This is a genomic window from Pseudoalteromonas sp. AOP7-A1-14, assembly GCF_052376275.1.
GTDB lineage: Bacteria > Pseudomonadota > Gammaproteobacteria > Enterobacterales > Alteromonadaceae > Pseudoalteromonas.
Genome location: NZ_JBQSVO010000009.1, coordinates 41,806 through 58,120 on the forward strand (window position 1 = coordinate 41,806; position 16,315 = coordinate 58,120).

Sequence of the window (16,315 nt, forward strand, 5' to 3'; positions counted from 1 at the left end):
TTAAATATAGGTTACTCAAACGGCGTTAGTAGCGCTTCCATTGCTGGACGAAGTGCTATTAACAATGTTTTTTTATCAATATTAGAGTTAAGTATTTTTCGTAATACCAACCCTCCCATTAATGCAAACATCACTTCTATACGGCTGTTAATTTCAGCCGTATTTGCAGCTTTTATTGAGCTGCGCTCACCGATGAGTAAACTGCGCATTTTTTCTCGTGCATGCGTATCAGATTCACGCAGTAAAATTGCTACCTTTTCATTGCGAGCAGCTTCAGCTAGCATTTCTAAGTCAAGTCTTCCTTGATTCATATCAGTATGGCGCTCAACACCATGATCTAAACCATCTAATAACACAGACACTAAATCACCGGGCTGACTTTCAAACTGCTGAAAGATTGAAAACATTTCTTCCATATCACGTTCAATGATCGATTCAATAATTGCTTCTTTACTGGCAAAGTAATTATAAATATGACCCGCGCTCATACCTGCCGTTTTTGATATTTCTGCCATACCAGCCCCATGATAGCCTTTGCGTTTAAAGCAATTAGCAGCAGCACAAAGCACTTGTTCTCGTCGTGCTTGTGCTAACGTGGGATCTGTTTGTCTTTTAGCTTTTTCTGTCATATTTTCTTCATGTTTTTTCAAGGTAATCTCGAAAAGCGTAGCGCTTAACTTAATGTTTTATAAACATTAAGTTATCACTAGTCTACACGCTGTAAACTAGTGATATAAACTGCTATTGCGCTTGTTGCTCTGGCCTTTGCCAGCCACCGCCAACAGCTTTATACAAATTAATTTGGCTAGCAATATAAGCTTGCTTACCATTAATTAATTGCTGCCCAGCACTGACCCAATTACGCTGTGCATCGAGTACTTGCAAGTAACTATCTGCGCCTTTTTCAAACCGAGCTTGAGAAAGCATAAACGATACATGGTTACTATTATAAAGCTCTTCAAGTGCTGCTAGCTGCTGCATATAACCTTCCCTATCAGCCAAAGCATCCGACACTTCTTTAAAAGCTTTTTGGATAGTTTGCTCATAGGTTGTCAGGGTTATTTCTTGCTGTGCTTGCGCAACATCTAAATTAGCTTGATTGCGCCCCATATTAAAAATAGGTAGGTTAATTGAAGGGATAAAACTCCATGTTCCTGTGCCACTTGAGAACAAATTATCTAGTTCAGACGATGCAGTCCCCGCATTAGCCGTTAAACTAATACTTGGGAAGAATGCCGCTTTGGCTACACCAATATTAGCGTTCGCTGCTAAAAGTTGATACTCAGCCGCTTTTATATCTGGTCTTTGCTCTAATAATTGCGACGGCATGCCAACAGGCACTGTTGGAAACTTGAGTGCATCATTTATACCTTTTTCAGGCAATAAGTCAGCTGTTACTGTTTGGCCAACCAATAAGTCTAACGCATTTTTATCACGTTTTAATAATCGCTGATAATTAGCTATATCGACTTTGGCTGTGGCAACAGTACTTTGTACTTGTGCTAATGTCAGCTTAGACGCGGCACCAAGTGCATAGGTTTTCTCCATCAACTCCAGTGACTCTTGCTGACTACTGAGCGTTTCATTGGCAAGTGAAAGCAGCTCTTTATCTGCAGCATAATTAAGCCATGCATTTACCACCTCTGAGATTAAACTAATTTTTACACTCGTTTGCGCTTGTTCAGTGGCATACAGGGTTTGTAAAGCTTGATCAGATTGGTTACGGACTTTACCCCATAGATCAAGTTCATAAGCTGTCATACCTACCGTTGCTGAGTAACTTTCGTTAATACCTGCCCTGCCAGTTGATGACAAATCAGCGGGTAGACGCTGGCGAGTACCCGATGCTGAGAAATCTATCGACGGATATAGAGCAGAGTCTTCAATTTGATACAAAGCACGTACTTGCTGCACGTTAAGTGCAGCCAGTTTAATGTCTTTATTATGCATCAGTGTTTGCTTTATTAAGCTTTGCAGTTTGTTGTTAACAAAAAACTGCTGCCACTTTAAATCAGTGGCATTACCCTGCTCACTTTTAACAGCATAGTTATCTGGCACAGGCAGTTGAATGTCTTCAAGCTCTGGCGCCATCTGACACGCACTAAGTACCAAGGTACTTAGTGCTAAGCTTAAGGCTTTTAACTTCATTGTAATTTCTCCTGTTTAGCCGCTGCGTGCTTACCAGGGAATATGCGTTTAATTAACACAAAAAACAGTGGCACAAAAATAACAACAATTAGTGACGATGCAAGCGTCCCGCCTATTACTGAAATACCGAGTGCATTTTGCGCCCCTGAACCTGCACTCGATGCAAGAGCAAGCGGTAATACGCCACAAATAAAGGCCATTGAAGTCATTAATACAGGACGTAAACGTAATTTCACAGCAGCAATCGCAGCATCAACTAACTCCATGCCTTCATCCATTTTATGTAGCGCGAATTCAACAACTAAAATAGCATTTTTGGAAGACAGCCCAATGGTCGTTAATAAACCAACTTGTAGATAAATATCGTTTGATAAGCCCCCCATAAATGCAGCCATCGAAGCACCAAATATACCCAGCGGTACAATCATCATAACCGCCGCAGGTACTGACCAGCTTTCATAAAGTGCCGCTAAACATAAAAATACGATTAATAGCGACAGTGCATATAACATTGGAGCTTGACCGCCACTTAAGCGCTCTTCGTACGAGATCCCCGTCCACTCAAAAGCAATACCAGCGGGTAGCTGTTTAATCAGCTTCTCCATTTCATCCATGGCTTGGCCGGTACTGTATCCTGGCGCAGCCGTACCTTGAATTTCCATTGCTGAAAAACCGTTGTAACGTTCAAGGCGTGGTGATCCATAAGCCCAGTAAGATTGCGCGAATGCAGTAAATGGCACCATATCGCCGCTACTATTACGCACGTACCATTTGTCTAAATCTTCAGGGGCCATACGAGACTCTGAGGCACCTTGTAAATAGACTTTTTTCACACGACCACGGTCAATGAAGTCATTCACATAACTACCACCCCAAGCCGTTGAGAGCGTGCTATTTATATCAGCCTGCTTTAGACCAAGCGCTTCAGCTTTTGCAAGATCAATATCTAGCTTAAGTTCTGGCTTATCTTCTTGGCCATTAGGACGAACTCCGGTAAGTATTGGGCTCTTTGATGCCATACCTAACAGCATATTACGTGCTTCTAGTAATTTTTCATGGCCAAGACCCGTCCTATCTTGTAAGAACATAGTGAAACCGTTAGCTGTACCAAGCTCCACTACGGCAGGTGGTGGGAAAGCAAATACAAATGCTTCTTTTATCGTTGAAAAATATCCCATCGCTTTACCTGCAATAGCACTTACAGATAAATCATCACGTTGGCGCTCATCCCAGTGTTTTAAGCCCACAAAACCAATTGCTGCATTTTGCCCAGAACCTGCAAAGCTAAAGCCTGTAACACTAAACACTGAACGCACGGCTTCAGATTGATCTTCTAAATAGTGCTTTTCCATTTTCTCAACCACTTTTAAAGTTTGCTCTGTGGTTGAACCTGCAGGCAGGCTTACTTGATTAAACAAAATCCCTTGGTCTTCATCTGGTAAAAAGCCTGACGGTAGCTGTGAAAAGATAAACACCATACCGCCAACAATCAAACCATAACAAAGTAAATAACGCTTACTGTTTTTTATCATTCGGCTCACAAGGCCTTGCGCACCACTATTGGTTTTCTCAAAGCCGCGATTAAAGCCCATAAAGAAACGCCCAAATAGCGATTTATCATTATGTACATGGCTTGGCTTTAACATCGTTGCACAAAGTGCAGGTGTTAAAATAAGTGCCACTAGTACTGATAAACTCATCGCCGTAACTAAGGTTATTGAGAACTGACGATAAATAACCCCGGTAGACCCTGCAAAAAACGCCATGGGTATAAATACCGCAGACAGTACCATCGCTATACCGACTAACGCGCCTTTAATTTCATCCATTGATTTACGCGTGGCTTCAAGTGGGGAGAGTTTTTCTTCGGTCATCACCCGTTCTACGTTTTCAACCACCACAATGGCATCATCAACGAGTAAGCCTATTGCTAATACCATCGCAAACATGGTCAAAGTATTAATTGAGTAGCCCAAAACTTGTAGCACTGCAAACGTACCAAGTAGTACAACAGGCACCGCGATGGTCGGAATTAATGTCGCACGGAAGTTCTGTAAAAACAAATACATAACTAAGAAAACCAAAACTACGGCTTCAATTAGTGTGCTAACTACTTTTTCAATTGATAAAGTTACAAACGGAGTCGTATCGTAAGGAACGACCGTCGCTAACCCTTCAGGGTAAAAAGGTTCTAACTCAGCTAGCGCCGCCTTTACACCTTCCGCGGTATCAAGAGCATTTGCACCACTGGCAAGTTTAACCCCAAGACCTGCAGCAGGCTTACCATTAAAGCGCGCAACTACACTATAGCTTTCACCGCCTAGCTCTACTTTTGCTACATCATCAAGGCGAACCACTGAGCCATCGTTATTGGTTTTAACAAAGATATCTCTAAACTGATCAGGTGTTTGTAAACGGCTTTGCGCCGTTACAGTCGCATTAAGCTGTTGGCCAGAAACAGCTGGTAATGCACCAAGCTGACCAGCTGAAACCTGTGCATTTTGAGCACTAATTGACGCGCTAATATCCGCAGGAGTCAGTTTATATTTTTGCAGCATGTCTGGCTTTAACCAAATACGCATAGCATATTGAGAACCAAACAACTGGACCTCACCCACGCCATCCACGCGCGATACAATATCTAATACATTTGAAGAAACATAATCACCGATATCGATGTTATTCATACTGCCATCTTCAGATGCAAAACCAACGACCATTAAAAAGTTAGGCGCTGATTTCGCAACAGCTACACCTTGGCGCTGAACTTCTTCTGGTAATAGTGGCGTTGCCAGTGCGAGCTTATTTTGTACTTGCACTTGGGCTATATCTGGATCTGTATCTGCATCAAAAGTCAAAGTGAGCGTTGCCGAACCATTTGATTCAGACGTTGACGACATGTACAACAAGCCATCTAAGCCTTTCATTTTTTGCTCAATAACTTGGGTAACCGTATCTTCTAATGTTTTAGCAGAAGCTCCCGGGTAGCTTGCTTGAATACTAATGGCCGGTGGTGCTATTGACGGGTACTGAGCAACAGGTAAACTTTTAATTGCAAGTATTCCCGCCAACATAACAATAATGGCCAATACCCATGCAAAAATGGGTCTGTCGATAAAAAATCGTGACATTAAATTGCTCCGTTATTGAGTTTTATCAGCTGATTCCGCAGGCACAGCTTTAACAGGTGCGCCCGGTGCTATTTTTTGTAAGCCTTCAACTATAAGCTGATCGCCATCATTTAAACCTTCGGTGATCAACCAATCTGAGCCCACTGTACGATCTGTTTTAAGTACACGTGCTTCAACTGTATTGTCTTTGCTAACGACCATAGCCGTTGGTTGGCCTTTAGTGTTGCGGCTCACTCCTCGCTGCGGCGCTAAAATAGCATTAGCTTTTACACCTTCCACAATTACCGCTCTTACATACATACCTGGCAGTAATAGTTTTTCAGGATTAGGGAACTCCGCACGTAACGTTACCGAACCAGTACTTGGATCAACGGTCACTTCAGAAAACTGCAACGTACCTTTATGAGAATAAACAGAGCCATCTTCCATTTTTAATTCAACAACTGAGTGAACCTCAAGGTCTTTATCAAGCTCACCACTAGCAATAGCTTTTTTCAATCGTGTAAGTTCATTGCTTGATTGTGTTAAATCAACGTAGATAGGATCAAGCTGAGTAACGGTCGCTAAAGTGGTTGCTTGATTTGCGCTCACTAACGCCCCAGCAGTAACATTTGACTTACCAATTTGACCACTAATAGGCGACGACACTTTGCTGTAATTAAGATTAATTTGCGCCGTTTTAAGTTGTGCTTGGGCAGTCAGTAAATCAGCTTGCGCACTTTTGTAGCTGGCATCTGCTTCATCAAAGTCTTGTTGGCTTACAGCTTTAATTTTTAATAATTCATCATAACGCTCTGATTTTGCTTTCGCGTTTGCAATACTTGCTTGCGCTTTAGTAATAGCCGCTTTGCTGGTTGCCTCTTGCGCTTCAAAAGTTGATGGGTCTATTTGATATAAAGGCTGGCCTTTCTTAACTTGTGCCCCTTGAGTAAATAAACGCGATTGAATAATACCATTTACCTGAGGGCGAATTTCAGCGACTTGTGATGCAGCGACTCGACCGGGTAACTCTTTGGTTAATGTTAGTGGTTGGCTTTTTAATGTGACCACTCCTACTGGAGCGGCTTGTTTTTCTTGCTGACTTGGTGATGGACTTTTTTGATCACAACCAGATAAGACAACAGCACTGGCTAAAGCGGACACTGCAAAAAGAACGACGCGAGAACGCTGCATGTAAACTACCCTTAATTTAGAATGAACGATCATTCTAAGTTAAGTTTCTACATTTTCCAATACTAATTAAGAATTATTTTCATAAATTAATATAACTGCAAAATACCCCGCGCGTCTCAAAGACCAAGCTTAAAAAATGAGGATAAATAAGACGGTTCAAAGCCGTAAGTTAAGTAACTAATTTACAAACTTACGGCTACCTGAAGTATCTTAATTAATCTTAGCTATTTCAATACTTAAATTATCAACTAAACAGCCATGTTGATTACTATTAACACGATAAAAATGAGTATCTTTATCGCCAGACAAGGTTACAGAAAACTCGTCTTGCTGCGCAGCGGCTTGCGTTTCATTAGCTAAGCACATCGCTTGGGTTAAAGAACGCAATTTTGTATCAGTTAAAATATCCATAAACCGCTGCATCGGTAAGCTGGGTATATCAATATTAGGCAATGCATTTTCAACAGTTCGGCTATTAACTTTATAACCCTTTGCAGTTACATCAATAATGGTGCCGACAGGCCAATACGAATAATTAAATGCCGCTTCACTGTTAGGTTTATTTAAATGCACCACACCACTTTTGCCTATCACTGTCATCAATTGTGTATCGGCTGAATTAATTACAACTAACGCTGTGGTTTCATCAACACCGAAACCATGTTGCTGCTTAGTGGCCTCTAACAATATTGCCAGGCGGGCTGTACGGTCACGCTCGCTAAAATGAGTATCTAAAATCCCCATATCAAAGCTACCTAAACCGCCATTTGCGTGATAAGTCAACGAGTCGGCCGTTAAATCTTTACTACACTTGTCGCCACAGCGCTCACTTGATGCAGGTAACGCATGTGCGCCATCACGTATGGCTGATAAACTGGTACCATTAGTGAGCATAGCCACATTACCGTATTCGTTTTTACCACCACTTTGAATTGCCGTGCCGGCACTTGTACCGACTAATAATGCACGAGTGCGGATAGCATGAGTCCAAGGGTATGGCTTACCAGCGTCATCAAACATAACTTTACGCGCTAAACTTTGATCGCCGCCATTAATCATAATACCGGTTGCTGACTCAATCGTTTTAACTAAGTTATCAACGCCTTGCTCACACAGTGCAAGTTCAGCGTTAATACGATCAGGGTAAATGACTTGTCGATTAAATACATTCATCGATTGCTCACGAAGACTGGTTAAATTATCACACTGCCCTGTAGTTATCGCCTTTGCTAGTGCAGGGGTTAATGCCAACCAATTTGTATCGACCCCTTCAAAATCAAGTAAGCTTTCATAAAAGTCCGCAGATTCATAAGGATCACGACTTGAGGCTGTAATGGCAAGCATTGAAGGTTTTTTGGTATTAACTTTAACGGTTGCAGAAACAAAATCTAGAATATCGTTAGTGACGCTTTCTTTATTAATTTGGGTATTAACGACTTCTTTTATACGTTTTTGCTTATCATTGACAACTGAGATTTCAAGCGTATCAATTATAAAATTATATTCTTGGTCAGTTAACTTATTTAATAAAGCATTATTCAAATCTCGCCACGCCCATAAAATAGTCGCCTCATTGGTTTGCTCAGGATGATCACGGGCTATTTTTGATAAAATTTGCAGGGTTTGATCACGGTGACTTGCATTATCGTTTGGCCACTTTAATTTTAGTTGTCGTAATGCATCACTAGTTAATTGATATTGATTCGCTTTTTTTCCTGCAATTTGCTTCGTATCTTGGCAATTTTTGGCGCTCATACTAGAGCACGTAGTTAGTGCCCCGCCTACTAAAACCAAAGTTTGCTGCTTATCACTTGCAGATACCGTGGCTGAGTAGCAGGTTATTACCGCTAAAAGCGTAGCTAAAATAGCCATAAATCCACTTTTAACCGATTGTTCCTGAAATTTTTTCATAATATTATGCTCATGTAAAATAATGATAAATAGCTGCAGTCAGCCTTTATTCTTGCTATAAAAATAAGGAACTTTAAATCGCGAATAAGCTAGCACCCAAGTATTAGCTTTGTCAAAAGCCTTTTGAATTGGAATAATATTTAAAAACGTAACACCTCTTGCACATACTCTTCTAAGTGGCTAACGAGTCGCTATTCACATTCTTGTAAGGTAATCAATCAAGACTGTAATACCTAAGGTAATGCCGATATAGTGCTACTGGATGAATGACACACCTTCTGCTTAAAACATCGCTAAAGTAGCGGTACTCTTTCACTGGAAGGGGTAAACCTCTAGAAAAAATGCATTTGAATAAACAAGCATCTTACCCATAGCGACTTAAATCGCTAGTATGTGAAACTTCTAGCTTAGGATATTATTTTACTCACGGTCAAAATTTTTAGGACTAATCACTGCTCAACTCTTACTCTATCAGTTTCATAATGCATTTTCTCTGTAAATCCTTTAACTCTCACCTGCTTTTATAGCCTCAATTACCGTATACATACGCTTTGCAAGCGGCCTATTTCGGTGATGACACACATAAATATTTTCATTTATTGGGTTGGCTAAGTAATGTGTTTGTATAAGATCAGGCTTATTAAACGCACCAACCGCATACGCAGGTAAAACCGTAAAGCCTAACCCTAAACTTACCGGCTCCAGTATTAAACTTATTTGGTTAGAAAACCCTGTTTGCTTTATTTGATCTATATGTTCAAATTCAGGATAGTTTTCACTGAGCAATAACTGCACATGGTGTTTAGCATCGGGATGACCTATAAAGCCAAGCTCACACAACACATCCCACGAAGGCATTTTAATATTCGCAGGTGTTACCAATAATAAAGCCTCTTTACCTATTTTATGGCTACTTACTTCGCTTAGTGTGGGTGCTTGGGTTAAAAAGCCAATGTCGGCGCTATGGTTTGCAACCGCTTGCTCTACACTCAAGTTTGGTGCAAACCGGTAATCAATATTGAGCTCTTTATGCTTTGTTTGCAGTGCTAATAGTTGACTATAAAACTGTAAACCACAACTGCCTGGGGACTGTATTTTTACCATACCACTATAAGGTGAGTCGTCTTTTAATTGCTGTTCTAAAAACTGCCATTCTTTGAGTAATAAACTACCTTGTTGATAAAGGTTTTGCCCCTGTACGGTAAGCGAAAATTGCTTACCGTGTCTTTCAAGTAAGGCACAATTAACATGCTGTTCTAGCTTTTTAATATGTTGGCTTACACCTGATTGAGTCATATATAGCCGCTCAGCTGTTTGGGTAAAGTGATTTACTTCAACTAAAGTGCAAAACGTTTTTAACCATGTGGGATTTATCATTACAAAATGTACTCAAAATTATGATTAATCATAATTTTACTTAATCTTGCCTGATTCGTAAACTAACTCCATCAACTAGTCACAAGATAAAGAGGAACATTATTATGAGTCACACCTATCCACGCAGTTTTTCGCACATTGGTATTTCAGTACCTGATGTTGAAAAAGCCGTTAATTTTTATACAAAAGTTATGGGTTGGTACACGATTATGGAACCAACTTTAATCACTGAAGACAAAAGCCCAATTGGCGAAATGTGCACAGAGGTATTTGGTGAAAAATGGGAGAAATTCAAAATAGCGCACTTATCTACAGGTGATCGTATTGGTGTTGAAATATTTGAATTTAAAAATCAAGAAGATCCAAAAGATAACTTCGAGTACTGGAAAACTGGTATCTTCCGTTTCTGTGTTCAAGACCCCGATGTAGAAGGTTTAGCTGAGCGTATTGTTGAAGCTGGCGGTAAAAAACGTATGGAAGCACCACGTTACTATTACCCAGGTGAAAAACCGTACCGTATGATCTACATGGAAGACCCGTTTGGCAATATCATCGAAATTTACAGCCACAGCTACGAGCTTATTTACAGCGCAGGCGCATACTAAGCTAAGGCTTGCTCGCTAGCGTAGTAAGTATAAAAAATAAAATTGTACCTAATCTGACAGCTCCACGATCACTTTTACACAAGCGGTGTCGAACGCTTGATTTTAAACATTTTTGCGCTCAAATTTAAGGCAATTAAACCTTTAATTATGACTTTAAAATTATGCTTGTGTGCATAGTGAGCTCTAGTATTATTTATAATATTTAAGAAACGCATTATACAAGGCATCAGGAGTGTGCTTATCAAGGTTTTTGATAAAATCATAATAGGTTTTAAAATTTAAATAAAAAAGCAGCTAAATTTAGCTGCTTTTAATAATACTCCAGTATTACTTGTTCATTGCATTAATTAAAAAAGCTGAAATTTTAGCTCCCTCTCTAAGAGTTGTTTCGGAGCTTGATTGACCGACTAATGAGCTGTCAGTAAATGGGGCTATTTCCATCATATCAGCACCGGTAATTGGAAATTCATCCGCAAGTGCCACTAATATATCTAAAGCGTGTTGCGGTGTTAAGCCATTGCCTTCTGGCGTACCAGTGGCTGATGCAAATTCTTCATCAAGCGCGTCAATATCAAAACTGACATACAGCTCGTCCACATTATCAGCTTTAAGCTGAGCAATAGCCTCTGCGGCAATCGCCGATGCGCCGCGCTCAATAATTTCATGAGCCCAATGCTGCTTCACACCAAAGTTCGACTCCCAGTGTTCTTTTGGCTTTCCGCTTGAACGAATACCAAATTGAATAAGGTGATGCGGCGCAGGTAAATACTCTAAAATATGAGTACACCATGAGCCAAAGCATAAATCGATACCTAAACGTTCGACCAATAAATCGGTGTGGGCATCAAAGTGAATAATTGCCGTACGTTTACCTTGTTCGCGCTTTGCTTTTAAATATGACTTTGTCAGTGGGTAACTAATAGAGTGATCGCCACCCATGCCAAAAATACCTTTATCTGTAAAAGTAGCATAAAAGCTGTCACACACATCTTCTGTAATCGATAATGGACTTACGTAATAATCACTACTTGGATTGTCATACAAAGCCTTTTGACAGTTGCTAATAGTTGCTTGGTTTAAATATTTGTCATGGAGTAAATGTGGGATAACACGTACATCACCTAAATCGAACGATTTTGCTTGTGGCTGTTGATCGATCAGAGTTGAGCGTAAAAATAACGGCCCCCAGTTAGCGCCACGTAAAATACCCCCACCGCAATCGGAGCTAATACCTAACATGACAGCTTTATGTTCACTTTGGTTTAATGTGCCTAACGAATCACGCCATAAACTGTCAACGTTATCTTCTTGTCCATATAGTTTATTGCGCAGTGCAGCTTTACGTTCTTTTGCAGTATTAACCGTAAAAACACCATCCCCTGGTGGGCATAAACAATGCTCTACTTTAGATTTAAATGCTTGCCATTGCGTGCTCATACTTATTCCTTACCTGTTATTTTTGCGTAGTTATGCAAAAACCTCGTTAACTAAAATATTTCGTATAAACTTGCTATGTTATTTTTTTAAGACCCTTTTTAAGGTTTAATAAAGTAACTAAGTTTCAAATAAAAAAATAAAAATTATTTTATAACAATGAATTACGAAAAAATAAAAACGAGATAAAAACTTAACTTTATTACATATTAAATAGATATAGAGTCTACTGGTGTAAGTCAACCATCCCAAAAAGAAGGCATTGTAATGGCTTGCTTGAATATTCATAGATGGTGAATAAAGTTTAAATGGGTTACGGACATCCGTCCTGTACAGGAAATTTGATAATAGTAATGATGTTAAACTAACATAATTATATGATCTAAAAAGGCAACACTATGGAAAAGGTATTTCACTTAGGGCTTACCCGTGACGACTTACAAGCTGCAACACTTGCTATTGTGCCAGGCGACCCCGACAGAGCTGAGCGCATTTCTACTTTCCTTGAAAACCCTATATGCCTTGCCAAGACTCGCGAATTCCATGTTTATTTAGGCAAACTTAATGGTGCAAGCGTAGTGGTATGTTCAACCGGTATTGGTGGCCCGTCAACGTCTATTGCCGTGGAAGAGCTCGCCCAGCTTGGAGTCACTACATTTTTGCGCATTGGCACAACGGGCGCGATTCAACCACATATAAATGAAGGTGATATTTTAATTAGCCAAGCCTCCGTTCGTTTAGATGGTGCCAGCCAACATTTTGCGCCACTTAATTATCCAGCAGTTTCTGACTTTTTTGCTACCCAAGCAATGGTTAATGCATGTGATAACTTAAATATTGATTTTCATATAGGTATCACCGCATCTAGTGATACTTTTTACCCAGGCCAAGAGCGCTACGATACCTATTCAGGTTATGTGCCAAAAGCATTCCAGGGTAGCTGTGATGAATGGCAAAAACTAGGCGTGATGAACTATGAAATGGAATCAGCCACATTATTTACTATGTGTGCAGCACTGGGGTTAAAAGCGGCGTGCGTTGCAGGCGTACTGGTTAACCGTACTCGTCAAGAGATACCTAATGTAGACCACGGCGAAATAGAAAGAAAGTCAGTTGCCGTGGTACTTGAAGCTGCAAAAACGCTGTTAGCTTAGCGCTAAACAGTAATAAGTTAAAGCTGGTAATGAAGCATAACTTGCCAGCACAGCTTGGGTTACATCGTATTGATTTTGCTTATCGCGTGTTTCTAAAAGCTCGATACTTTTAACGACTTCAGAATTAAAAACCAGACCTGATAAATAAAATTGACTCAAGGCACTTTGTAACGGTGATAGACTCGGGTTATAAGCTGCGTTTTCACTATAACGACCATAGTAATCACCTTGTTCGAATGTCGAAATTTTAACTGCACTATAGTTTCCGCTGTAGGGCACGTACGCTTTTAGTGCTGCTTCTTGCAAACCTTCACTGCATTGGTTTGATTCAAACGATAGTCTGTGGTGCACTTCATCTAGTAAGCTATATTTATTTCCTAGATCTTTTGGCCCAAATGAGTGAGGTAAAAGATCCGTCAGTTTAAAGGTGTTTTGAGGAAGTAATATCTGTAGGTTTTTAGCGCCAACTAGCTCATTCATAAACTGGCGACAATGGCCGCAAGGCGCATCACTAATGGCTATTTTAATAAACTTTTTAATACCATTAATCCACGCATTATTTATTGCTGATTGCTCAGCATGAACCACTAAGTTTAATGCTTGATTAGCAAATTCTAAATTAGCACCAAAGTAAAAGTTTAGATCACCCGCCTTATCTCTACCCATAACAATAGCGCCGACATAAAACTCAGATACAGGCGCAACAGCTAATTGACTAGCAAGAGGTAAACATGCACGCAATAACGTATCGATATCAATGTTATGCATCTTACACAGTGCCGCTATTTTTACGCAATCAAGTCGACCCTGCTGTGATTTAACTTCGTCTAGTAGTGCAGCTGCTTGCACCGAATCAAATGAAAAACCCCCATCTGAGGCTTTAGCAGTTGATGAACCAATAGATACTGACATAAAGTCACTGTGTTTATTTTAATGGCCAAACAGTGTAAAAGTTTAAAGCGACAAATACTAGGTTGAATACTCTATCAATTTATATATAAAAATTTCATCAGGTCTATTTTTATAGCAGATAGGTAAAGTTGAAGTTATTTACTAAATAAAAATAAGCGGTTAAGTAATACGCCGCACAATGTGCGGCGTATAAAATTGTTAAGTATTGTCTGAAAACATATTCAAACGAATAAGCTTAACCCGTGTTACGCATACCAGCTGCAATCCCAGTCATTGTGATCATCAATGCGTTATCAATATCACCTTCGCTAGCACCTTCCGTTTGACGTGAACGGCGTAATAGCTCGACCTGTAATAGGTTTAGTGGGTCAGTGTATGGATTGCGAAGAGCAATAGACTGTTTAATCCAAGGTTGATCCGCAAGTAAACTCTTTTGTGGGCTAAGTGATTGAACTAAGCTAATGGCCTTGTCCAGCTCTTCACGTAGTTTAACCCCTAAAGGTTGATACATAGGTTCAACGAGTGCATCGTCATAATGCTCACTTAGCCAACTATCGGCTTTACTGAAAACCATTTCAAGCATCTCTAGGCGAGCTCTGAAAAATGGCCACTGCTGGCTCATTTCATTGAGTGTATCAATACCATATTTATCAAGCGCCGCTTGTAAACCGTTTAATGCACCAAGCCATGCAGGAAGCATTAAGCGGTTTTGGCTCCAAGCAAAAATCCATGGAATAGCGCGCAGGCTTTCAACACCACCATGAGGATTACGCTTAGCAGGACGAGAGCCTAGTGGCAATTTGCCAAGCTCTTGTTCTGGTGTTGCCATTCTGAAATACGGTACAAAGTTTTCATCATGGCGAACGACGTTACGGTAATGATCACAAGATTGCTCACTAATAAGCGCCATAACATCGCGCCATTGTGCTTTGGGCTCTGGTGGTGGTAATAAGTTACTTTCAAGTACCGCACCAGCGTAGATGTTCAAGCTTTGTAAAGCTACATCTGGTAGGCCAAACTTAAAGCGGATCATCTCACCTTGCTCAGTCACGCGTAGGCCACCTTTTAAAGAGCCAGGAGGTTGTGAACGAAGCGCTTGTGCAGCAGGCGCACCACCACGACCCACAGTACCACCACGACCATGGAATAATACCAGTTCAATGCCACGCTGTTCTGCCAATTGTACTAATTTATCCATAGATTCATATTGTGCCCAGCCTGCAGCCATCATGCCTGCATCTTTAGCTGAGTCTGAATAACCAATCATGACATTTTGTGTATTTTGAATATGACCACGATACCAAGTGTTATCAAGCAGTTGCTCAATCACATCTTTACCTGCATTTAAGTCATCAAGCGTTTCAAATAAAGGCGCCACTGGCAGGTTAAATTTACAGCCGCTTTCTTTTAATAAAAGTTGTACAGCTAGTACATCAGAAGCAGTACGCGCCATTGAAATAATATACAAACCAAATGTTTGTGAGTCTTGCGCAGCTATTACATCAAAGGTATCGAGCACTTCTTGCACATCGCTCGATGGTTGCCAATGTTTAGGCAGTAAAGGCCTGCGCGAGTTTAACTCAGCCAGTAAAAAGGCTTGTTTATCTTCTTCTTGCCATTGATGATAATCACCCAGTCCTAAGTAACGCGTTAGTTCTGAGAATAAATCGCTGTGACGAGACGAGTCTTGGCGTACATCAAGTTTTGCTAATCGTAAACCAAAGCTATTAACGCGGCGAAGCACGTCAAGCAGTAAGCCATTCGCGACGACTTTCATATTGTTTTCTAATAATGAGCGATAACACGCTTCTATAGGCTGCTTAATTTGTGCAATATCGGTAATTAAATCTTGCGCTTCAGTGCCCTTATTTTTGATTTTAGCACTTAAGTGAGTGACCGTTTCGTTCACTTGACTCTTAAGTTTTTTCAAAACCGCGCGGTAAGGTTCAAACTCTTGCTCTGCTAGGTTGACAAGCTCATCACTTGCTTCAGACATAGACAGTTCAGTACTAAGTTTAGCAATATCGCGGCTGTATAAATCAAGTGCCATCCAACGGCCGTGATCAAGCACCTGTTGAGTTACCTGTGCAGTTACAAATGGATTACCATCGCGATCCCCTCCCATCCATGAGGTAAACTCAATCGGGCTATAATCGAGTGGCAGCGACAGCTCAAAATGCTCTTGTACTTGGCTTTCAAATTGACGCAGGAAGCGTGGAACAGCGTGCCATAAACTATTTTCAATTACTGCAAAACCCCATTTTGCTTCATCAATTGGGGTTGGGCGAGAGTGACGAATATCGTCGGTATGCCATGCTTGGCTAATCAGCTGAGCAACACGATTTAATATCGCCTCGCGTTCGTACTCAAGGTTATCAGTACGTTCAAGTGATGCTAAACAATCACTTAGTTCAACATGTTTATTGATAATGGTACGGCGTGTTACTTCAGTCGGATGTGCGGTAAGTAC

At 40.6% G+C, this 16,315-nt stretch carries 11 protein-coding genes; 2 read left to right on the forward strand and 9 right to left on the reverse strand.

Translation table 11 applies throughout. From position 1 onward, the window contains the following. Positions 1 to 11: 11 nt before the first annotated feature. From ACT3RM_RS03095 to ACT3RM_RS03120, 6 genes are all read right to left on the reverse strand, one after another. Complete coding sequence (locus tag ACT3RM_RS03095) at positions 12 to 629, reverse strand: TetR/AcrR family transcriptional regulator (RefSeq protein WP_441834860.1); 618 nt, start codon at positions 627 to 629, stop codon at positions 12 to 14. Between the two features lie 112 nt (positions 630 to 741). Continuing rightward, positions 742 to 2,148, reverse strand: coding sequence for an efflux transporter outer membrane subunit (locus ACT3RM_RS03100; protein WP_441834859.1), 1,407 nt, complete (start codon positions 2,146 to 2,148; stop codon positions 742 to 744). After that, positions 2,145 to 5,279 (reverse strand): efflux RND transporter permease subunit, encoded by a 3,135-nt coding sequence (locus ACT3RM_RS03105; protein WP_441834858.1) that lies wholly within the window; start codon positions 5,277 to 5,279, stop codon positions 2,145 to 2,147. The genes ACT3RM_RS03100 and ACT3RM_RS03105 overlap by 4 nt, the downstream gene beginning before the upstream one ends. 12 nt (positions 5,280 to 5,291) lie before the next feature. After that, positions 5,292 to 6,452, reverse strand: a complete 1,161-nt coding sequence (locus ACT3RM_RS03110) for an efflux RND transporter periplasmic adaptor subunit (RefSeq protein ID WP_441834857.1) — start codon at positions 6,450 to 6,452, stop codon at positions 5,292 to 5,294. 210 nt (positions 6,453 to 6,662) lie between these two features. After that, entirely contained in the window at positions 6,663 to 8,363 is a 1,701-nt protein-coding gene (locus ACT3RM_RS03115) for a cyanophycinase (protein ID WP_441994844.1), read from the reverse strand. A 504-nt stretch (positions 8,364 to 8,867) separates the two neighbouring features. Next, a complete protein-coding gene (locus ACT3RM_RS03120) occupies positions 8,868 to 9,740 on the reverse strand; it encodes a LysR family transcriptional regulator (RefSeq protein WP_441992919.1) in 873 nt (290 codons plus the stop codon). Between the two features lie 104 nt (positions 9,741 to 9,844). Here ACT3RM_RS03120 and ACT3RM_RS03125 point away from each other — a divergent pair, with 104 nt between their 5' ends. After that, the gene (locus ACT3RM_RS03125; RefSeq protein WP_441994845.1) at positions 9,845 to 10,345 is read left to right on the forward strand and encodes a lactoylglutathione lyase family protein; all 501 of its coding nucleotides are present in this window, start codon (positions 9,845 to 9,847) and stop codon (positions 10,343 to 10,345) included. 327 nt (positions 10,346 to 10,672) lie between these two features. Here the strand turns inward: ACT3RM_RS03125 and ACT3RM_RS03130 are convergent, their stop codons facing one another. Next, entirely contained in the window at positions 10,673 to 11,782 is a 1,110-nt protein-coding gene (locus tag ACT3RM_RS03130) for an arginase family protein (RefSeq protein WP_441834853.1), read from the reverse strand. Positions 11,783 to 12,177: 395 nt separating this feature from the next. Between ACT3RM_RS03130 and udp the strand changes: the two genes are divergently transcribed. Then, positions 12,178 to 12,933, forward strand: coding sequence for a uridine phosphorylase (udp, locus tag ACT3RM_RS03135; RefSeq protein WP_441836576.1), 756 nt, complete (start codon positions 12,178 to 12,180; stop codon positions 12,931 to 12,933). On the opposite strand, the gene cdd is transcribed toward udp, so the two are convergent. Beyond that, positions 12,925 to 13,845: a cytidine deaminase gene (gene cdd, locus ACT3RM_RS03140; protein WP_441836575.1), complete on the reverse strand. Its 921-nt coding sequence runs from the start codon at positions 13,843 to 13,845 to the stop codon at positions 12,925 to 12,927. The two genes, udp and cdd, sit on opposite strands and share 9 nt — an antisense overlap. Before the next feature lie 235 nt (positions 13,846 to 14,080). Then, a partial coding sequence (gene ppc, locus ACT3RM_RS03145; protein WP_441993454.1) for a phosphoenolpyruvate carboxylase occupies positions 14,081 to 16,315 on the reverse strand: 2,235 nt, incomplete at its 5' end.